19 protein-coding genes and 2 tRNA genes are annotated in these 18,995 nt (G+C 51.5%); 2 read left to right on the plus strand and 19 right to left on the minus strand.

Translation table 11 applies throughout. The features are described from left to right. Positions 1 to 249: 249 nt before the first annotated feature. The 8 genes from DWX26_RS02295 to DWX26_RS02330 all read right to left on the minus strand — a co-directional run bounded on the left by DWX26_RS02295 (position 250) and on the right by DWX26_RS02330 (position 7,575). The gene (locus DWX26_RS02295; protein WP_055218718.1) at positions 250 to 1,347 is read right to left on the minus strand and encodes a glycoside hydrolase family 172 protein; all 1,098 of its coding nucleotides are present in this window, start codon (positions 1,345 to 1,347) and stop codon (positions 250 to 252) included. Between the two features lie 195 nt (positions 1,348 to 1,542). Then, a complete protein-coding gene (locus tag DWX26_RS02300; RefSeq protein WP_147398100.1) occupies positions 1,543 to 2,223 on the minus strand; it encodes an ATP-binding response regulator in 681 nt (226 codons plus the stop codon). Positions 2,224 to 2,408: 185 nt separating this feature from the next. Further along, positions 2,409 to 2,660, minus strand: a complete 252-nt coding sequence (locus DWX26_RS02305) for a hypothetical protein (RefSeq protein ID WP_022462118.1) — start codon at positions 2,658 to 2,660, stop codon at positions 2,409 to 2,411. Between the two features lie 12 nt (positions 2,661 to 2,672). Further along, positions 2,673 to 3,254, minus strand: a complete 582-nt coding sequence (locus DWX26_RS02310; protein WP_118600689.1) for a xanthine phosphoribosyltransferase — start codon at positions 3,252 to 3,254, stop codon at positions 2,673 to 2,675. 127 nt (positions 3,255 to 3,381) lie between these two features. After that, positions 3,382 to 3,969 carry a nucleotidyltransferase family protein gene (locus tag DWX26_RS02315; protein ID WP_118600691.1) on the minus strand — a complete coding sequence of 196 codons (588 nt, stop codon included), beginning with the start codon at positions 3,967 to 3,969 and terminating at the stop codon, positions 3,382 to 3,384. Then, positions 3,960 to 6,299 (minus strand): xanthine dehydrogenase family protein molybdopterin-binding subunit, encoded by a 2,340-nt coding sequence (locus DWX26_RS02320; protein ID WP_118600693.1) that lies wholly within the window; start codon positions 6,297 to 6,299, stop codon positions 3,960 to 3,962. Before DWX26_RS02320 ends, DWX26_RS02315 begins: the two co-directional genes overlap by 10 nt. Then, complete coding sequence (locus tag DWX26_RS02325) at positions 6,296 to 6,766, minus strand: (2Fe-2S)-binding protein (RefSeq protein WP_022462114.1); 471 nt, start codon at positions 6,764 to 6,766, stop codon at positions 6,296 to 6,298. The genes DWX26_RS02320 and DWX26_RS02325 overlap by 4 nt, the downstream gene beginning before the upstream one ends. Further along, positions 6,766 to 7,575, minus strand: a complete 810-nt coding sequence (locus DWX26_RS02330) for an FAD binding domain-containing protein (protein ID WP_118600695.1) — start codon at positions 7,573 to 7,575, stop codon at positions 6,766 to 6,768. The genes DWX26_RS02325 and DWX26_RS02330 overlap by 1 nt, the downstream gene beginning before the upstream one ends. Before the next feature lie 180 nt (positions 7,576 to 7,755). Here DWX26_RS02330 and DWX26_RS02335 point away from each other — a divergent pair. After that, positions 7,756 to 7,837: transfer RNA gene (locus tag DWX26_RS02335), tRNA-Tyr, on the plus strand. 3 nt (positions 7,838 to 7,840) lie between these two features. Further along, positions 7,841 to 7,926 (plus strand) — tRNA-Leu (locus DWX26_RS02340). Between the two features lie 126 nt (positions 7,927 to 8,052). On the opposite strand, the gene DWX26_RS02345 is transcribed toward DWX26_RS02340, so the two are convergent. The 11 genes from DWX26_RS02345 to DWX26_RS02395 all read right to left on the minus strand — a co-directional run bounded on the left by DWX26_RS02345 (position 8,053) and on the right by DWX26_RS02395 (position 18,907). Next, positions 8,053 to 10,143, minus strand: a complete 2,091-nt coding sequence (locus tag DWX26_RS02345; RefSeq protein WP_118600697.1) for a glycoside hydrolase family 13 protein — start codon at positions 10,141 to 10,143, stop codon at positions 8,053 to 8,055. A gap of 418 nt (positions 10,144 to 10,561) precedes the next feature. After that, positions 10,562 to 12,424 carry an ATP-dependent zinc metalloprotease FtsH gene (ftsH, locus tag DWX26_RS02350; RefSeq protein ID WP_118600699.1) on the minus strand — a complete coding sequence of 621 codons (1,863 nt, stop codon included), beginning with the start codon at positions 12,422 to 12,424 and terminating at the stop codon, positions 10,562 to 10,564. Between the two features lie 9 nt (positions 12,425 to 12,433). Beyond that, entirely contained in the window at positions 12,434 to 12,970 is a 537-nt protein-coding gene (gene hpt / locus DWX26_RS02355; RefSeq protein WP_022462110.1) for a hypoxanthine phosphoribosyltransferase, read from the minus strand. Continuing rightward, the gene (gene tilS / locus DWX26_RS02360) at positions 12,967 to 14,388 is read right to left on the minus strand and encodes a tRNA lysidine(34) synthetase TilS (RefSeq protein WP_118600701.1); all 1,422 of its coding nucleotides are present in this window, start codon (positions 14,386 to 14,388) and stop codon (positions 12,967 to 12,969) included. Before tilS ends, hpt begins: the two co-directional genes overlap by 4 nt. A 15-nt stretch (positions 14,389 to 14,403) precedes the next feature. Further along, positions 14,404 to 15,885 (minus strand): SpoIIE family protein phosphatase, encoded by a 1,482-nt coding sequence (locus tag DWX26_RS02365; protein WP_055218705.1) that lies wholly within the window; start codon positions 15,883 to 15,885, stop codon positions 14,404 to 14,406. Positions 15,886 to 15,959: 74 nt separating this feature from the next. Beyond that, entirely contained in the window at positions 15,960 to 16,289 is a 330-nt protein-coding gene (locus DWX26_RS02370; protein WP_022462107.1) for an FtsB family cell division protein, read from the minus strand. Positions 16,290 to 16,389: 100 nt separating this feature from the next. Further along, positions 16,390 to 16,797: a spore cortex biosynthesis protein YabQ gene (yabQ, locus tag DWX26_RS02375; RefSeq protein ID WP_022462106.1), complete on the minus strand. Its 408-nt coding sequence runs from the start codon at positions 16,795 to 16,797 to the stop codon at positions 16,390 to 16,392. Between the two features lie 2 nt (positions 16,798 to 16,799). After that, positions 16,800 to 17,078: a sporulation protein YabP gene (gene yabP, locus DWX26_RS02380; protein ID WP_330410109.1), complete on the minus strand. Its 279-nt coding sequence runs from the start codon at positions 17,076 to 17,078 to the stop codon at positions 16,800 to 16,802. A gap of 87 nt (positions 17,079 to 17,165) precedes the next feature. Then, positions 17,166 to 17,405: an RNA-binding S4 domain-containing protein gene (locus DWX26_RS02385; RefSeq protein ID WP_022462104.1), complete on the minus strand. Its 240-nt coding sequence runs from the start codon at positions 17,403 to 17,405 to the stop codon at positions 17,166 to 17,168. A 10-nt stretch (positions 17,406 to 17,415) separates the two neighbouring features. Continuing rightward, entirely contained in the window at positions 17,416 to 17,688 is a 273-nt protein-coding gene (locus DWX26_RS02390; RefSeq protein WP_022462103.1) for an HU family DNA-binding protein, read from the minus strand. A gap of 241 nt (positions 17,689 to 17,929) precedes the next feature. Next, positions 17,930 to 18,907 (minus strand): phosphotransferase, encoded by a 978-nt coding sequence (locus DWX26_RS02395; protein ID WP_117509466.1) that lies wholly within the window; start codon positions 18,905 to 18,907, stop codon positions 17,930 to 17,932. Positions 18,908 to 18,995: the final 88 nt, after the last annotated feature.

Here is an 18,995-nt window from a genome sequence, read left to right on the forward strand (position 1 = left end):
TCCGGAAATGTTTTTTACATTTTTAAGTATAATGAGGAAACTTTAAAGGAACCTTAAAGAATGGACGGAAAATGTGAAAGGTTTGTGAAAAGACGGACCTCTGTAATCCGGATCGCTTTTTGAATACCATATAAAAAAAGAAAGAGCCCTTTTCCGGACAAATTCGTTGGAAGCGGATTTGTTCGGAACGGACTCTTGCAGCCGATATGCAACGTCATGAAACATATAAAATAGGAAAAGCGTCAAAAATCATCTTGGCCAGCGCTCTTTTCTGGACATGAGTGGCGCGAATGGTACATGAGGATGCGTCTGGTACCAGTAAGCTGTGGTAGCGACATCATCCTGACGTTCAAAGAGGCCTCCGTGACTGACACCAATCTGCTGCAAGGTTACCTTAAGATCCTTCTCAAAAAGGATGGGATCAAGAAGATGCCAGCGGTAGAAGCTGCGCTGTGGCATCTGATCATCATTGTGGTAATCATTATGAAGGAAGGTATCGTGGGTAGAGTAGTAAGGATATCCAAGATACGGAGTGCAGTACTGATTTTCAACGGTTTGGCCATTTTGCTGTGTTGCAAAGCTCCAGGCACCACCGAAGTAATCTTCTGTTCCGGTTCCGCAGATGGTTGGATAATCCTTGTCTCCATCGATGTAGAATTTCATCTCACCTTCTCCGTACCAGTAGCGTTCGAGGCTGGTAAGTGCAAGATACGTTCCAACGTACTGGCCTTTCCCTTTGATGTTGTCGAGGACAACGTAGTCTTTTGCCTTTTCCGTGATGCGCTGACGACGCCACTGGGCATGGAAATAGGCAGCATCCTCCGGAACCGTTGTCAGGCAATAGTCGATCTGATAAAAGAAGGCCGGAATCGGCTCATCACACTGATTTTCAATGGTAATACGGGCGTTTTTACGGAACGGCATCGGGAAATAGCTGTTGAAACCACGGGTCGGATTGACAGCAATCGGGACTGAGTTTACCTGGTAGGAAACACCGAAGCCGCAGCAGAAGAAATCGCCAAGCGGGCATTCAACGGATGGGAATTCTTCATCGTCCCAGTACATGCGCAGAACAAGATCCCGCAGAACATAACGGTTACGTTCACTGGTACGGTCTGTGACGGTAATCCAGATGTGCTGAATGATGCCTTCTCCCTGGATCTCACCAAGTGTTACGGTCTCTCCTGCTTCTATTTTCGGGATACACGGGGAACCTTTTCTGGACGGACCAAGATCGCTGGATGCCATGCCGCCTTTTCCTTTTTCTCCATTCCGGTTTTCCCAGTTAATAGAACGGGACTGTCCGCTTTTCAGCTGGAAAATGTTTTGTAAACCACAATCAAACATCATATATTCCTCCTTTTGTTTTCTGTTGTTTTTTCTCTCATGGAAGCTTTTGATTTCTGCTTTTTTGTGTGTCTGCCTTTCCTGCCCTGCCGTCATTTTTCCGTTTTTCCGGAATTTTGTTTCTTTCATCCTTTTGCCGGAAAGACTGCTTTAAAACAGATGCCATCTCGTGTCCGCTCTGCGGTGATTTTTCCCTTATGTGCCTTTACAATTGCAGCAGCCACGGAAAGGCCGATTCCATAGCCGCCGCTTTCCCCTGGCCCGCGACGCATCCGCACGGTAGAAGCGGCCAAAGAGGCGGTTGAGATCACCTTCCGGCAGGGTATCGCAGGTATTCTGCACCGAAAATTCTGCTTTTTTGCCGTTTTTTCGCCAGAAAATGTGGATTTTTCCACCCTCCGGAGTGTATTTAACGGCGTTATCCACAAGAAGAGAAACGAGCTGGTGAATTCTTGCGGCATCCCCTTCCATATGGACTTCTTCTGCAATATCGCTCTGCAACGCGATCTGTTTCGTAACCGCAGAGGCTTCAAAGGACGTTACGGCATCCATGATGGTTTCTGACGCATTCCATGTTTTCAGCTCCAGTTCTCCGCCACCTTCCTCCATTTTTGCAAGCGTCAGAAGCTGTGTTACAAGACTGTTCAGACGCTCAATCTGGTGATGAATGCTCTCCGTCCACTCTCTTAAGACCTCCAGCCCGCTTTTTCCCGGCATCATAATATCCAGGATCATGCCGTCATAGTTTCCGCTCTCTGCCCAGTCCGCAGCATCAATTCCATTATAAACAACATCTACAGAATAATGGTTATGTGTAAACACTGCTTCCAGCGCGTGCGCCATCTCTTTTTCATCTTCTGCCAGCAGCAGTCTCATATCGGTTCTCCTTATTTTGGTAATTTTCAGGATTCTCCGCCGGCGGCGGGTCGCTTCAGCGACATAATTCCCCCTCCGCCGCAGTGCGATCCTGCCCGGAGGGCTTTTTGAATTTACAGAAAAATTCAAAAACATCCGACCGGCACTTTTGCATGGGTGCTCGCAGCCGGATGTTCGGTTTGCATTCATTTTCTTTTTTTCTCTGCCCGTCTCCGCAGCAGCTCTTTTGCGCCTGCGTACAACAGAAAATATACCGTCAGAATCATGACAACTACAATCCTGTTATCTTTCAGGCTGAAAAAAGAGGTCACATTGACTGCCGCCAGAAACAGCAGCAGTGACACACTGAGATCAATTTTTTCTTTTCTGTCGGCCAGCACCATTCCTGCGGCCGCCAGAACCAGAAGAACGGCAATTCTTGCAATCAGATTTGCCATTTTGACGCCTCCTTACTGTTTCCGGAAGGTAATTTCCCCGGTTTTATCATCCATACCATCGACGATGGCAAGAGATTCCAGATGAATGCCGCGGTCACGCAGCAGTTTTCCTCCGATCTGGAACCCTTTTTCGATGACAACGCCTGCTCCTACGAGCTCTGCACCGGAATCCTGTACCAGGGTTGCCAGTCCTTCCAGCGCTTTTCCGTTTGCCAGGAAATCATCGATCAGGAGAACTTTGTCTCCTTTTCCCAGAAATTCTTTGGAAACAATGATATCATAAACTCTTCCATGGGTGAAAGATTCTACTTTTGTGGTATAAACATCTCCGGCGATATTTTTGGTCTGTGTTTTCTTTGCAAACACAACCGGAACATTAAAAATTTCAGCCACAACACAGGCAATTCCGATTCCAGATGCCTCGATGGTCAGGATTTTCGTGATCTCCTCTCCCGCAAAACGACGCTGAAACTCTTTTCCGATTTCCCGGAACAGATTGACGTCCATCTGATGATTTAAAAAGCTGTCCACCTTCAGGACATTTCCCTCGCGTACTTTTCCGTCTTTGCGGATTCTTTCTTCCAATAACTGCATTTTTTTGAAGCCTCCCGAATTTTTATTATACCCATTGTACTTACTTCTCACTGGAAATGCAAGTCCAAATCCATCAAATTTCGCACTGTCTCAAATTTTATTCATGGCAGCCGCCGGTGTCTCTGCATCAGAGATCCTCTTTCCGGTCCAGATCCTTTAATTCCCACGCGGCTTCGACCCGGAACGGAATTACCGATTCCCAGTGCCGTTTCAGCACCTTTTTTCCGCCGCGGTCGCCGGAAAGTTCTTTTAGTTCTGAAAAATAAGGTTTTGAGAACCACGCCGGATTGCCGCTCTCGCCGCCGCAGAAAACGCAGCCAAGTGGAGCCTTCTGCATCTCCATGGATTCCAGAAAGCGCTCCGCCGTCTCTTCCTTCAAGTACGGCTGATCCGCCGCAAAACACGCACAGGCATCGGCATTTTGTTTCTCCGCTGCCTCGATTCCCGCGCGGATTGTATAGGAAATTCCTTTTTCGCTGTCCGGCGAAAACATCGTCTGCAGACGCCCGGCTTTTACCAGCGGCGCAAGCTCCTCCAGAATCCTTTCATACTGCGTCACAACCAGCAGTTCCCAGTTCTCATGCCTTCCGGCAATTTGGGCCAGCCGGTCCAGCAGATGGCGGTACACCGCCTTTCCATCCAGCGGATAGAGCAGCTTATTTTCCCCGAACCGTCTGCTGTTCCCGGCTGCCAGATAAAGTATCGTTACTCGCATTCTTTTTCCGCAATTCCCATTGCAATCTGCTCGCTCGTGATCGGCAGTTCGCGGAACCACAGACCCGTCGCATTGTAGATTGCATGTGCCAGCGCCGGAGCCGGTGTGTTGATGACGATCTCGCCGATCGATTTTGCACCGAACGGACCGGTCGGCTCGTAGCTGCTCCGAAACTCGACGCGCAGCTTGCCCATATCGAGGCGGGTCGGCACTTTATACTGCATAAACGAATTATTGATCATCTGACCCTTGTCCGTGTACTGGATATTTTCAAACAGCGTCATGCCGATGCCCTGCACCAGACCGCCCTCGACCTGTACGCGCGCAAGGTTCGGGTTGATGACGGTTCCGCAGTCGACAACGGCGGCATAATCGAGAATCCTGACCTCGCCGGTCTCTTTATCCAGCTCGATCTCGACCGCACCAGCCATATAAGGCGGCGGCGATACCGGAGAGCAGTTGCTTTCCGTCGCTTCCAGCGCGATGCCGTTATTGCACATGGCCGCTGTTGCGATTTCTTCCATCGTCATGCTGCTTCCACTCTTTTCATGCACGACGCCGGTACCGGTAAATTCTGTCTCATCTTCCGGCACGTTCATCCGCTCTGCCGCCAGGGCACAGATTCGTTTCCGAAGCGTCATGCAGGCTTTTTCCACCGCTTTTCCGGTAATATACGTCGTACTCGATGCATAGGAACCGGAGTCATACGGGGACGTATCGGTATCTGCGCCGACAACGGTAATGTCATCCACATCACACTCCAGACACTCTGCCGCCATCTGGGACAGAATCGTATCGCAGCCGGTTCCCATATCGGCCGCTGCGATCAGCATCGTATAGCCGCCGTCGTCGTTGACTTTGATCGTTGCCGATCCGACATCGAGATTGGAAATACAGGAACCCTGCATCGCCATCGCAATGCCGACGCTGCGCACCTTTCCATCTCCCATATCACGGCACGGATATTTCTCATCCCAGCCGATCATCTCTTTCGCACGCTCCACGCACTGGTCAAGCGCACAGCTGTTTGCCGTTTCGCCATAGTAAGCCGGCATGAACTGTCCCTCACGGACCATGTTCTGCTCCCGGATCCGGATCGGATCGATGCCAAGACGCGCTGCCATCTCACTGACAGCAGATTCTACGGCAAAGATACCCTGCGTCGCACCGTATCCGCGGTAAGCACCGGCTGACATTACGTTGGAATACACAACATCATACGCAAACCGGTAAGCCTCAAGAGATCCATACATCGGAATCGATTTGTGGCCGGAAAGGCCGACCGTTGTCGGTCCATGCTCGCCGTATGCACCCGTGTTGGAAAGTGTATACAGATCGATCGCACGGATTCTTCCGTCCTTCATCGCACCGAGGCGGATCGTTACTTCCATCTCATGGCGCGGTGTGGATGCTGTCTGGGACTCTTCTCTCGTAAAGATCATTTTCGACGGTTTTCCGGTTTTCCAGGTTACAAACGCCGGGAAAATTTCGGCAACCACCGTCTGCTTCGCTCCGAATCCGCCGCCGATTCTCGGCTTGGAAACACGGATCTTCGATTTCGGAATGCCGAGTGCATTGGACAGAATGCGGCGCGCATGGTAAACGATCTGGGTCGAGCTCAGCACATTCAGCCGTCCGTAGGTATCCATAAAGCAGTATGTCCGGAACGTCTCCATCATCGCCTGCTGGGCTGCGCGTACATGATACGTATGCTCTACGACCTCATCGCACTCTGCGAGCACGGCTTCCACATCTCCGTTGTGATCTTCCGCACTTGCACAGAGATTTCTCTGATTGTCCGCACCGACCGGACAGAGCGATTTCCAGCTTTCCTCCGGATGCACCAGCAGTTCATTATCCTTGGACTGATGAAAATCCAGAATGGCCGGAAGCACTTCGTACTCTACTTTCAGGAGCTTCCGCGCACGGTCCACGCATTTTTCATCTTTTCCGGCAATAATCGCCACCGGATCTCCCACGTAGCGCACATGCTGATCGAGGATCAGACGGTCATACGGGCTTGGTTCCGGGTAGGTCTGTCCTGCCATTGTAAAACGCTGTTTCGGCACATCCTCCCAGGTATAAATCGCCTCAATGCCCGGAACACGCTCTGCTGCCGTCTTTTTCACGGATTTTACGATTGCATTGGCATGCGGACTCCGCAGTACCTTGACAATCAGACAATCCTTCGGCGCCAGATCATCTACATAAACCGGCTTTCCGGTTACCAGCGCGAGGGCATCCTTTTTGATCACCGGCTTATTCACACTGCAGAGCTGATCGGTTCTTCCCGACCAATCCGGTTCATAGATATGATTTTCTCTGCTCATGACGCACCTCCCTGCTGCTTTTTCCAGGCAAGGAAATTCAAAATTCCCCGAAGCTGTCCTTCATATCCGGAACAGCGGCAGAGATTTCCCGCCAGATATTCTTTAATTTCTTCCTCACTCGGATCCGGATTTTCCCGGAACAGCGCAATCGCATTCATAATCATCCCCGGGTTGCAGAACCCGCACTGCTCGGCGCCCTGTCCGGCAATAAAGGAACCAAATTCTTCTGCTTCCTCCTGCAGGCCTTCCAGCGTATCCACCTTACATCCATTCGCCCGCGCCGCAAGCACCGAACACGACAGCACCGGTTTTCCCTCCAGAAAAACCGTACACAGCCCGCAGTTCGACGTCTCACAGCCGCGCTTCACACTGTAGCATCCCTGGCTTCTCACAAAATCGATCAGGAGCATGTCTGCATCGATCTCCGCTTCCGTCTTCTTTCCATTTAAGATCATCGAAATCTTCATCACTGCTCCTCCTTCTTCTGAATTTCTTCCATACATCTGCGCAGCAGCACCCGTCCCAGATGATGACGATACTCTGCACTTCCGCGCATATTACTGCCATACGTAAACTGATCAGAAATCTCCGAAGCCGCCGCCTTCAGCTCCTCCGCAGATGCCTTTCCAGCCGCCAGCTTTTCCGCCAGCTCCGCCGGAAGCTCTACACGTGCCGCCTTCGCCGGTCTTGCCCCAAGCACCACACATCCTTTTCCGTCTTCCACCCGCACCGCACACGTCAGCACCGGGAAATCCGTTCTGGAATTTCGATGACTCTGATAAACCGTAACACCCTCATGCTTCTTCACAATCAGCCTCACCAGCACATCCCTGTCTCTCTTTGAACAGGCAAACTCCGCCAGCGGCATCCGTCCCGCATGAACCAGCTCCACCTCCGTATCCAGCGCCAGAAACAGCGTCAGCACATCCGAAAATCCAAATCTGCCGAAAATACTGCCTCCCACCGTAGCCAGATTCCGGAACTGCACCCCGACAATACTCCGCACACTCTCCCGTGCCGCACCGTCGGTATAAGCATTCAGCCCCTCATGCTCCTCCAGCTGCCGCAGCGTCACCATACATCCAATCGAAAACTCCTCCTCGGACTCTTCAATCTGATCCAGTCCCAGCCCGGACAAATCAATCGCCGTCTGCACCTGCCTCTGCCCCATCTTCGTCCAGAGCATCCCGCCCAGGATACAGGCGCTTCTCTTCTGATTCAGCTCATACGCCTCCTCCAGCGACCCCACCCGGACATAATCCTTAATCTTAATCATACTTACCCTATATCCTCCATTTTTACTCAATATAGAAGCCCATATATTTGATATTATACCCGACCTGCTCCCCCCTTTCAACTTTTTTCTATTTTTTTCAAAAAAACCCTTGCATTTTCCCTCCACATCCAGTATAATCATTCAATGTCGGAAGTCATTCTGACACAAAACAAAATACATGGACGGATTCCCGAGTGGCCAAAGGGGACAGACTGTAAATCTGCTGCAAATTGCTTCGATGGTTCGAATCCATCTCCGTCCATATGCCGCAGTGGCGGAACTGGCAGACGCCCGGGACTTAAAATCCCGTGGGTAGTGATACCCGTACCGGTTCGATCCCGGTTTGCGGCACGATTAAGAGCTCTGATTCATACGAATCGGAGCTCTTTTTCCATTTCTATTTTTCAACCTCCCGTCCCCACTACCAGCCTCGCCGCCGCCCGTTCAGTCTTGCGTGATGCGGCGGCGAGGCGTCCGTCACTCCTCGCATCTATGCAGTACCACTCCCGATAACGGCAGCAAATCCATCTCCAGTATGCCCGCCGGTGCCTCGATTTCTTTCTCCTCCGAAGAAAATCCCACCGCATCCGTCGCAAACACCTGCGTCAGCTTCGCCACCGAACTCCGGTTAATCCCGGTAAGCCACACCGGAATCTCCACATGCACCCTCTCATTCCGGTTATTAATCACCACAATCACCTGCTCTTCCTGATTAAACCGTCCATAAGAAAGCACATTATAATCATGGTACAAAAATTTCAGCGATCCCATCGCCAGCACCGGAAATCTCCGATGCACCGCAATCATTTCTTTATAGAATCGGATCAGCTCCTGATCCTCCTGTCCCCAGGGATACGTCCTCCGGTTATCCGGATCCGTAAACCCGACCTGGCCGGCCTCATCCCCATAATACAGCGTCGGCGCCCCCGGCCACGTCATCTGAATCACAACCGCCTCGCGCAGCACCGCCTTATTCGTATTCTCCGCAGCCGCATACGGCCCAACATTCGCCACACGCCCCACACGATGATTCGTTCTCGTGAGGAACCGCGAATGATCATGATTATCCAGCTCATTCATCGCCGTATACAGCGAAGGCGCAGAAAACGCCGGCATATGATACGTCATCGCCCCGATAAAACTCTCACTGTTTCCGAGAAGTCCCTGGTTAAACTCATCACTGTGCTTCTCCATACCCGTGAGGAACCAGGAAACCGGCTCCATAAACGCATCATAGTTCATCACCGTATCCCACTCGTCGCCCTGCAGCCAGCTCATCGCATCGCCGTAGTGCTCCGCCAGAATAATTGCCTCCGGATTCGCCTCCTTCACAACGCGCCGGAACTCCTTCCAGAACTTGTGGTTAAACTCCGGGCTGTGTCCTAAGTCAGCGGCCACATCCAACCGCCAGCCGTCCGCATTAAACGGCGGAGAAACCCACTTCGCGCCGATGCGCATAATATCCTCCATCAGCTTCTCCGAGCCCTCGTAGTTCAGCTTCGGCAGCGTATCATGGCCCCACCAGCCGTCATAAAACTCATTGTACGGCCAGTTATGCTCATTATAAAACTTAAAAAACGTGTGATACGGACTGTCCTGCGCCACATACGCGCCCGGCTCATAGCCCTTTCCGGCCTCGTAAATCCGCTCGCGGTCCAGCCACTTGTTAAACGAACCACAGTGGTTGAAAACGCCGTCCAGAATCACCTTCATGCCGCGCTTGTGCGCCTCCTCCACCAGGTGGATAAACAGTTCATTGCTCGCCTCCAGGTTCGCCTTGTTCGTCACACGGTCAATATACCGCGTTGCCCGCATATTGTCCTTGTCGCCCGGCCAGAGCAGATCGCCTTCGTCGGAGACAATCTTTCCGAAATGCGGATCAATATAGTCATAATCCTGAATATCATACTTATGGTTCGACGGCGAAACAAACACCGGATTCAGATAAATGACCTGCACACCGAGATCCTGCAGATAATCCATCTTGTCAATGACGCCCTGCAGATCGCCGCCGTAGAAATTGCGGACATCCATCTGCTCCGGGAAGCGGTTCCAGTCATCCACCTTGTTGACCTGCTCACCAATGTAGCTGTACTCTCCCGTCAGCACATCGTTGGACGGATCTCCGTTGCAGAAGCGGTCCACAAAAATCTGATACATGACAGCGCCCTTCGCCCAGTCCGGCGTATGGAAGCCCGGGATAATGCCGAAAGAGTACATCTCCTGCAGCTCTCTTGTGACACCGAGCTTGTTGTAATAACAGACCACGCGGCCTGCCTGAATCTCAAAAAAATAGCGGATCGGCTCATTTCCGACCGGAATCTCGATCTCGTAATAATCAAAACCGTTCCGGACCAAACCGACCTGCATCTGTGCACGGGTGGAACCGCTGATGAAATAAACCGCATCTACATTATTTTTCAGGGTACGGAACCGGATCTTCACCGTGTCGCCCGGGTTCGGCTCAAACGGAATCTGATACTGCGGGGATTCATCGCTGTAGAGCGCATGCTTGTTGAACATCGCCCGCATCTGTGACATATACTGCTGCATTCTTGTTTTATCCATGAACTAACGCCTCTGTCTTTCTCAATCATTCATTCCTTATATTTTACCCCACACCGCCATGTAATACAACCTTTTTCTGAACACATGTAACGATTGTGTTTATTGGATTTTTATATAGTAAAAGAGCCAGCGGGGTACGCTGGCTCTTTTGGAGAAGGTATTTCTCTTATGGGGTGTAGCAAAAACTATATAATGTATTGGGGGGTTTTTACAGTTATTATAGTACCATACGTCCCTCGAAAAGTCTGCACAAATCGCGATTTTTTTTCATTTGATTCTTATTCAAAATAACGATGAATTTTTCCGGCGTTTCGGATTTTCTGTTTTAATTTGCACAAACGCCCGTAAAATCGCAGAAAAAAACCTGCAAAAAACTTTTTTTGTTCTCTGCAGGTTTTCTATTGCAAATAAAAAGATATCAGATTTCTCCAGAAACTTCCGGTGCTATTCCTGTCATCTGTGCTTCCTGCTCAAAAATGGCTTCGAATTCAGCACGGCTCAGCTTCTCTTTTTCCATCAGCTGCTTTGCACACTCATGCAGCACATAGGAATGCTCCAGAATAATCTGTTTCGCCTGATCGTGGCATTTCTCGATCATCTGGCGGACTTCCTCGTCGATGGCTGCGGCTACATTCTCGCTGTAGCTCTTCGTATGGCCCCAGTCACGACCGATAAATACCTCGTCCGAGTCGGAATCGTATGCAACAAGACCGAGGTTCTCAGACATACCGTACTTCGTAATCATGGAACGGGCGGTTGCCGTCGCCTGTTTGATATCCTGGGACGCACCCGTTGTGATATCGTCGAAGATCAGCTCCTCTGCCACACGGCCGCCGAGGCATACGGTGATGTACTGCATCATTTTGCCTCTCGTCTGGAACATATCGTCATTCTCCGGCTGCGGCATCGTGTAGCCCGCTGCGCCAGGACCTGTCGGGATAATGGAGATCGTATAGACCGCCTCCATATCCGGCAGCATATGGAACAGGATCGCATGGCCTGTCTCATGGTATGCGGTGATCCGTTTTTCTTTATCCGAAATGACTTTACTGCGCTTCTCCGCACCGATGCCCACTTTGATGAAAGCAGACTTGATATCGGCCTGGCGCACAAATCTTCTGCGGTCCTTTGCCGCCATGATTGCTGCCTCGTTCAGCAGGTTCTCCAGCTCTGCGCCGGTGAAGCCTGCGGTCGTCTGCGCGATCTGTTTCAGATCCACATCCTCGGCCAGCGGTTTGTTCTTTGCATGGACTTTCAGGATTTCCTCACGGCCCATGACATCCGGCGGTCCTACAACCACGCGGCGGTCAAAACGGCCCGGACGGAGAATCGCCGGATCCAGGATATCGACACGGTTCGTCGCTGCCATCACGATGATGCCCTCATTGACGCCGAAACCATCCATCTCAACGAGAAGCTGGTTTAAGGTCTGCTCTCTCTCATCGTGGCCGCCGCCCATACCGGTGCCTCTTCGTCTTGCCACGGCGTCGATCTCATCGATGAAGATGATGCACGGCGCATGTTTTTTTCCTTCCTCAAACAGGTCGCGGACACGGGAAGCGCCGACGCCGACGAACATTTCCACGAAATCCGATCCGGAAATGCTGAAGAACGGCACGCCTGCCTCTCCTGCAACAGCTTTCGCCAGAAGGGTTTTACCGGTTCCAGGAGGGCCCACAAGAAGAACTCCTTTCGGGATTCTCGCACCGACCTGTGTATATTTCTCCGGTGCTTTCAGGAAATCGACCACCTCAACAAGGTCTTCTTTTTCCTCTTTTAAGCCCGCAACATCGCGGAACAGGACTTTTTTGTCTTTGTCGGTGGACATATGGGCGTTGCTTTTTCCAAAATTCATCATTTTGTTTCCGCCGCCTCCACCGCCGCCCATGGAGCGGTTCATCATCGACATGCCGAAAAGAAGGATCATACCGAGCAGCAGGGCCGGCAGGACGGACGTCATGAAAATGCTGTCTCTCTGGACATTCTGTACGGTGTACGTTACATCAGCATCCTCCAGAAGGCTGATAGCTGCGTTTACGTCGGTCACATTGACCGTATAACTGTCACCGCCCTGCTCCTGTACCACGACGGAGCCGGTCGGCACTTCTTTGTTCTGGACAATCTGCGCGGATGTCACTTTGCCGTCTTTTACGGCGGTTTCAAATTTCTGCTGACTTGGACTGCTGCCTGCGCTGATTTTTCCGGTGATATAGAACATGGCAAGCACGATAATCACCATAAACGCCGCGTAGAGTCCAAATCCACTGCGCTGTCTGTTCATATTTTCTTTTTACTCCTCGTCTTCGTGAAACTCCACTACTCCGATGTATGGAAGATTCCGATATTTCTGTGCGTAATCCAGACCGTAGCCTACGACGAACTCGTCCGGGATATTAAAGCAGGTATAATCTACTTTGACATCGCGCACTCTGCGCTCCGGCTTGTCGAGCAGAGTACACAGGTGTACGGATTTCGGATTTCTCTTTTTCAGGATGTCGATCAGATAGTAAAGCGTTCTTCCGGAATCGATGATATCCTCCACGATCAGAACGTCTTTTCCTTCCAGCGGCTGATCCAGGTCTTTTACAATACGGACAACTCCGCTGGACTTGGTGTCATCGCCGTAACTTGATACGGACATAAAGTCAAGGCTTACCGGCACTGTGATGCGTTTTGCCAGCTCGCACATAAAGAATACGCCGCCTTTTAAAACGCAGATCAGGTGCACTTCTTTTCCTGCGTAATCGCGGTTGATCTGGTCTGCTACTTCTTTAATTCGTCTGTCTACTTCTTCTTCGCTTAATAATACTCTGATTGTCTCTTTCATCTGTTTTCCTCCTTACCAACGCCAATCTGTATCTGCAGAACTGCTTTCGTGTCTTCCCCGACACGGCCGCTCTCTCCTCTGCGATACCCCACGACCCACCAGATCTCCGGTCCGTCGGCGAGCAGCAGAATAGAATCCCGCTCCTCTTTCGGTATCTTGGCATCAATCATATAATCTTTTAGTTTCTTTTTCCCGCCTTTTGCGGTTACTCTCAGATAATCTCCGCTTCTTCTCGTGCGGAGGACAAGACCGTCTTTTATTTTATCACAGTCAAAGCATTTCGTATACTTTTTTTCTTCAATTCTTTCGGGAAAAACCGATGTTTTTTTCACAATCGTGACTGGATTTTCTGCAAATGCGAGACTTTTTTCCTCTTCCCACCCGGCCGGAACCGGAATTGGAACTTCTTCGCCGCTTTTCCTTTTCCGTTCTTCTTTTAAATGCACTCCCTGCTTTTCCAGGCGGAGCGTCTCGTATCCGCGCACGGCGGTGATTCCATACGGCAGGCAGACACTTTTTCCGACCTGCTTTTCAAAAAGTTCCCGCACAGATTCCAGATGCTCCCTGGTAAGATCCTTCCGTTTTCCCGCCAGCTGTTCCAGAACGCGCCGGATCACGTAGCGCTGCAGAAGAGGCGCTTCGCTGCTCACCGCATCACGCAGCACAACCGCATTTTTCTCTGCGGATGCATACCGCTCCATCAGCTGATCCGTCTGCTGCTCCAGATATTCCTCCGTTTCCAGCAGGTCCAGCGATGTCTGTGCCATATGCGCGGCGGCACGCGGATTGACCTCTTCGGTCAGATACGGCAGCACATGGTGGCGGATTCCGTTCCTCGTGTAGGCATCCTCTGCATTCGTGCTGTCCTCACACCAGGAACACTTACGGCTTTCCAGTTCCTGCCGGATCTCTTTTCGTCCGACGCAGAGAAGCGGACGGATCACATTCCCCCGCACGGGGCGTAAGGAGGCAAGTCCGGCCAGCGACGTTCCCCGTGCCAGGTGATGCAGCATCGTTTCCGCAACATCATCCTGGTGATGGGCGAGCGCAATTTTCACTGCCCCCTGCTCCTTTGCGCACGCTGCAAAAACTTCCTGCCGCGCCGCGCGTCCCGCCTCCTCCGTCGAGAGATGCTTTTCTTTTGCGATCTTCTCCACGGGACAGGAATAGAGATAGAACGGAACATCATATTCCCGGCACAGATTTTCTGCAAATGCCGCATCCCGCCCGGCTTCCGCGCCGCGCAGGTTATGGTTGACGTGGACAGCCAGCAGCGAAAACCCAAGCGGCTCCTGCAGTTCCCGCAGCAGATGAAACAGGCAGACGGAATCCGCGCCGCCGGAGAGGCCGAGCAGCACGCGTTCGCCTGCCGTTACCATATGATACTGTTCCATAAAGGCTCTTACTTTCTCTTGCATCCTTCGTTTTTACTCCTATTTTTTCCAGATTCTGGCGACCAGAACCGTCATATCATCCCGTGCGCGGCAGCCGCCGAGGCGCAGCACGCGTTCCAAAAGCTCCCGGGCAAATTCCCGCGGCTCGCTGTTTTTCACTTCGAGAAGAAGCTGCTTCATCTGCTCCGTCCTGTCCCCGGGCAGCGCGTCCAGCACTCCGTCCGTCATCATCACAAGGTAATCACCGTCGTACAGCTTTTTCGTTGTGGTATCAAAATCCGTCTGGGAAACGAGACCTGCGGCAAGACTGGTCGACTCCACAACCTCCACCCACGTATCCCGCCTAAGAAACGTCGGCGATGCACCTCCTTTCAAAAAGCTGCAGACGCCTGTGTAGAGATTAATCGAAGCAACATCAAACGTGGAAAACATCCCTTCCTTTGGCTGCAGCAGAAGCATCGAATTGATCATCCGTGCCGCCATGATCCGCGGGAATCCGGCGCGCAGGAACTGTTCAAACAGCTCCACCACCGTCTCGCTCTCCCTGTTTGCCTCGATCCCGGAACCCATGCCGTCCGACAGGCAGAGGACAAACTGGCCGTTTTCGCAGAGCACACTGTAATTGTCCCCGGAGATACTCTCCTGCTCCTTGGTGATGCGTCCCACACCGTAGAGAACCTGGAATTTCACATCCTCCTGAAACAGCACCGTCTGGTATTCTCCGCTTAAGACCTGTGCCCCGTCGCGTACCGCAACCATCGGGATTCCGCACAGGGAACCGATCAGTTCCGCCGTCTGGCGAAGCGTGATCCGGCAGTGACGGCCCGCTTTGACCGTCATATAGATCTGTAAATGCTCTTTCGGCCGCTCCTGGAGCCAGATTTTCTGGACGAAAGCCCCGTTTTTCTTCATCTGGCGGCAGATTTTTTCCGAGAGCTCGTCCGGCAGACTGTTGAGGCTGTACAGATCACACGCGGCGCGGTCCATAATCCCGGCGACTTCACTTAACTGTTCTGCCACCACGCGGCGGCTCTCCGCCACACGCCCCGACCAGAGCGCCGTCTGGCGTTCCTGCTGGTAGCGGTTCCAGAACAGTTCCAGAAAGCGGGAGCCGTTCAGGCAGGAGGCGTTCCATTCGCCTTTTGCACGGCTGATCTCGTCCTCATCCCCGTCGGCGATTGTCTGAAGAAGTTCCTGGCACCGCTCGCGCGTCAGGTTTCCGTACTGCTCCCAGCACCACGACGCCTTCGCACAGCGGCTACAGACTTCCTGCTGTTCTTTTTCCAGAATCTTGTCCACCCGGCCCGTCTCCGGCATCACACTTTTTGACGGCATCTGGTAAAAGCTCTCTGCCAGAACGCGGAACGAATCGGCGTAGTGCTCCATCTGCAGTTTCTGCGGATGATTGTCATAGACGGCCGCTTCCCGGCGGCTTCTTCTGGCTTCCAAAAAAATTTTAGCCATGTCCCCTGCTGACAGCAATGCGCCGATCAGGAACATGGCAATGATCCACTCCGGCATGTTCCGCTCCTCCTCTCTTTGTTCTGGACTTCAAAGGGGACTGCGAAATCATGCCCTTTCTTTATCTGTTTTGTTTATTTCGACTGGGATTCTTTAAATAAAATCTCATTATCCTTTACCATGCCAAGTTTTTCTCTTGCCGTTTTTTCTATGTACTCATCGGTCTGCATGTATTCTTTCAAGGCGGTAATATCATCGGTGCGCTGCTTCTCCTCTTCAATCTGGCTGTCCAGACTGGAAAGACGGGATGCATTTGCATTGACCTTCTGCTGAAGGCTGATTCCCTTTACGGTAAGGACTGCAACCAGGCAGCACAGGACTACGGTAATTGAGAACTCTGTTGTACGGCTCTTCTTTCTGACTTTTTTCTTTCGGCCAGAATTCTTTTCTTCCCTTTCTTTCATTCTTTTCTTTACCCTTGCTTTCTATTTTCCAACCGTCTGCAGCCAAACTATCTGTTGTTTCTCGTCCGCAGACTTGTTTCTTTTGTTCTTACATGTGTAGTTACATCTTACCGTTCTTCCCATGAAATTTCAACCTTTTTCTCCGTTTTTTCATACTTTTTACCAGCCATTTTCCTGGAAAAGCGAGGATTCGCCCTGCTTTTTTGATTCCCTTTGCCAGAAGTTCCGGAAGAAAGCGTCCAAACGATGCGTGGTACAACGCAGCGCCCCCAAGGATGCCGCCAAACAGATACCCGCGGAGAATGCCGCTGTTCTCTCCGTAAATCCGTACAAACAGATACAGCGCTGCCGCAATCCAGTAGCAGAGGTCCTCTGCTGATACCGCCGCATGGCTGTGGCGGATCAGTTTCCGCGCTGTCTTGATCAGATCGTACCAGAACCCCAGGACTGCCCCCTGCCAGATGGAACAGGCGAGCAGAATCAGCTCCCGGGTGACATACGCACTCATTTTTACCGGAACAGCCGCGCAAGCGCAGACCCCTTCTTCTGCAGCGGCCCATGTTCCGTATAGACCAGGCTGTCGATGCTGCCTTCGATATCCGCCTCTCCCTTTTCCAGCTCCAGGCGGCCCACATGCAGCTCTTTTCCGCGGATGGTAAGAACACCGCAGACGGTCACGAGCAGAACTTCGTTCTCATCAAAGCTTTTCACATCCTGCACGCCGCCAAGAGAAAGTGTTTTCCGCTGTTCCAGTAAAAGGCGGTGCGCCTGTTCGTTCATCTCTCCCATGCAAAAAACCTCCATACAATGGTCTATACACCCATTATATGAAGGTTTTCTCTTTTTATTCGCTGCACATGAATCCTGCCGCACTTCTTATAAGTAGCGGTAAAGCTCCTGTGCTTCTTCTTTTTTCACGGTTTCCTGCACATTCAGCACTTCTACCCTGACGGATTTACTTCCGAACTGAATTTCCAGTACATCTCCTGCCTTGACCTGTGCGGATGCTTTTGCCGGTCTGTCGTTGACGAGGACACGGCCTGCATCACAGGCTTCATTGGCTACGGTACGCCGCTTGATCAGTCTTGATACTTTTAAAAATTTATCTAAGCGCATAGATTTTTACTTAGTTCATCATGTCCTTTAAAGCTTTTCCTGCTTTGAATTTCGGAGTTTTGGAAGCTTTGATTTCCATGGTCTCGCCAGTCTGCGGATTTCTTCCTTCTCTTGCTGCTCTTTCGGATACTTCGAAGGTACCAAAGCCTACCAGCTGAACTTTCTCACCTTTCTTTAATTCTTCAGATACTACGTCGATAAATGCTTTTAAAGCAGCCTCTGCATCTTTTTTGGATAAATTTGTCTGCTCAGCCATAGCTGCAACTAATTCTGTTTTGTTCATGAGTTTTACTCCTCCTGTATCTTACATTTGTTTTTTACATGGTACGCGGGCCCGCTGATACACACGACCTGCCCTGCCGGCTGTTTTTCTTCCGGATGATCAGTCTGTTACGTTGACCGGCTTTTTCGCGTAGCTGTATATATTTATATACTAATGCGTCTCTCTTGTCAAGAAAAAAGTCCCCCATACCAGCGGTTTTATGGCGATTTCTGCCCAAAACAGACTCTTTTCCACCGCACGGTTAAAAGAAGGATCCCTTAACAAACCGCAGCCAGTCTGCCTGCTGCGCATTGAGTGTTTTTAGTTTCTCCGTATTCCGCCCGGATATCCACGATTTTCTGCTTCCGTAGTAGCGGTTTGCCAGTTTCCAGTATTTCCACGGATAGGAAAGATAGAGGCGGAGTGTCTCGATTTCCCCCTCATCGAGCGGCCGTCTGGCGCTGTAGGCGTTTAAGATCCGTTCTGCCGCGCGCTCGCTCCAGCCGTGTTTTTCCAGAATTTTCCGCATAAAATAGCCAAGATCTGCCACCTGGAGATCGAAGTTCCACTTGTCGAAATTGACCGCCGTTTCGCCTCTGCCGTTTTCCAGCAGAATATTGTGCTGGCTGAATTCCCCGTGGCAGACGGCGCCTTCTTCGTCCGCCCGCTGCCGCAGTTTTTCATAGGAAGAAGCTTTCATTTCCGCGGCCGCCCGCTCTCCCTGTTCCAGATACGGACCGGCGCTTGCCAGCAGCAGTTTTTCGAACTCATTTTTCTTCTTTTTTGTCTGCAAATACTTTCGGATCTTTCGAATTTCCACATTGTGGCGTATGCACTCCTCCACGATGGATTCCCTCCGGTATTCCATTTTCACCGGCAGATGAGCTGCCGTATGTAGCCGCGCCAGCGCGTCCGAGGCGCGGATAAGATCCTCACTGTTTCCCGTCTCACATTCCCGGCCCGGGTACCAGTTCCGCACAATGTACGTTCCTCCGTCGTCCCCGCGCGTTGCAAGCGCTCCCTCTTCGTTCCGCAGAATCTGATCGCACCGCAGGAGCCCCGACTCCGTGATGCGGCACTGTAGAAGATACCGCTGCTCCAGTTTTTCCGCCGCCGTCCCGAACTCGCTGATCAGCTTATCCCCCTGTTCGGTGTGGCACAATAAAGCGCCCCGCACCCGCATTGTGCCGGAAGCCGTAAGACCGTAATGGGACAGCACACTCAATCCATAATCATACAAGAGCCTGACTCCTTTCCCTGTTGTGATCGTTTTTGGGGTCACGATTCAATGTATGCGTATCCGCCCTGTGCCATGCATACTGGTTTCT

This window comes from Blautia sp. AF19-1 (assembly GCF_003479155.1).
GTDB lineage: Bacteria > Bacillota > Clostridia > Lachnospirales > Lachnospiraceae > Fusicatenibacter > Fusicatenibacter saccharivorans.

Bases quoted from the DNA above. Each gene is read 5' to 3' on its own strand.
- DWX26_RS02320 (WP_118600693.1), bottom strand. From the start codon at position 6,299: ATGAGCAGAGAAAATCATATCTATGAACCGGATTGGTCGGGAAGAACC.
- DWX26_RS02305 (WP_022462118.1), bottom strand. From the start codon at position 2,660: ATGGCAAATCTGATTGCAAGAATTGCCGTTCTTCTGGTTCTGGCGGCC.
- yabP (WP_330410109.1), bottom strand. From the start codon at position 17,078: ATGGGAGAGATGAACGAACAGGCGCACCGCCTTTTACTGGAACAGCGG.
- DWX26_RS02330 (WP_118600695.1), bottom strand. From the start codon at position 7,575: ATGATTAAGATTAAGGATTATGTCCGGGTGGGGTCGCTGGAGGAGGCG.
- DWX26_RS02315 (WP_118600691.1), bottom strand. From the start codon at position 3,969: ATGCGAGTAACGATACTTTATCTGGCAGCCGGGAACAGCAGACGGTTC.
- tilS (WP_118600701.1), bottom strand. From the start codon at position 14,388: ATGCAAGAGAAAGTAAGAGCCTTTATGGAACAGTATCATATGGTAACG.
- DWX26_RS02300 (WP_147398100.1), bottom strand. From the start codon at position 2,223: ATGAGACTGCTGCTGGCAGAAGATGAAAAAGAGATGGCGCACGCGCTG.
- hpt (WP_022462110.1), bottom strand. From the start codon at position 12,970: ATGAAAGAGACAATCAGAGTATTATTAAGCGAAGAAGAAGTAGACAGA.
- DWX26_RS02345 (WP_118600697.1), bottom strand. From the start codon at position 10,143: ATGGATAAAACAAGAATGCAGCAGTATATGTCACAGATGCGGGCGATG.
- DWX26_RS02295 (WP_055218718.1), bottom strand. From the start codon at position 1,347: ATGTTTGATTGTGGTTTACAAAACATTTTCCAGCTGAAAAGCGGACAG.
- DWX26_RS02390 (WP_022462103.1), bottom strand. From the start codon at position 17,688: ATGAACAAAACAGAATTAGTTGCAGCTATGGCTGAGCAGACAAATTTA.
- DWX26_RS02365 (WP_055218705.1), bottom strand. From the start codon at position 15,885: ATGCCGGAGTGGATCATTGCCATGTTCCTGATCGGCGCATTGCTGTCA.
- DWX26_RS02310 (WP_118600689.1), bottom strand. From the start codon at position 3,254: ATGCAGTTATTGGAAGAAAGAATCCGCAAAGACGGAAAAGTACGCGAG.
- DWX26_RS02370 (WP_022462107.1), bottom strand. From the start codon at position 16,289: ATGAAAGAAAGGGAAGAAAAGAATTCTGGCCGAAAGAAAAAAGTCAGA.
- yabQ (WP_022462106.1), bottom strand. From the start codon at position 16,797: ATGAGTGCGTATGTCACCCGGGAGCTGATTCTGCTCGCCTGTTCCATC.
- DWX26_RS02325 (WP_022462114.1), bottom strand. From the start codon at position 6,766: ATGAAGATTTCGATGATCTTAAATGGAAAGAAGACGGAAGCGGAGATC.
- ftsH (WP_118600699.1), bottom strand. From the start codon at position 12,424: ATGAACAGACAGCGCAGTGGATTTGGACTCTACGCGGCGTTTATGGTG.
- DWX26_RS02385 (WP_022462104.1), bottom strand. From the start codon at position 17,405: ATGCGCTTAGATAAATTTTTAAAAGTATCAAGACTGATCAAGCGGCGT.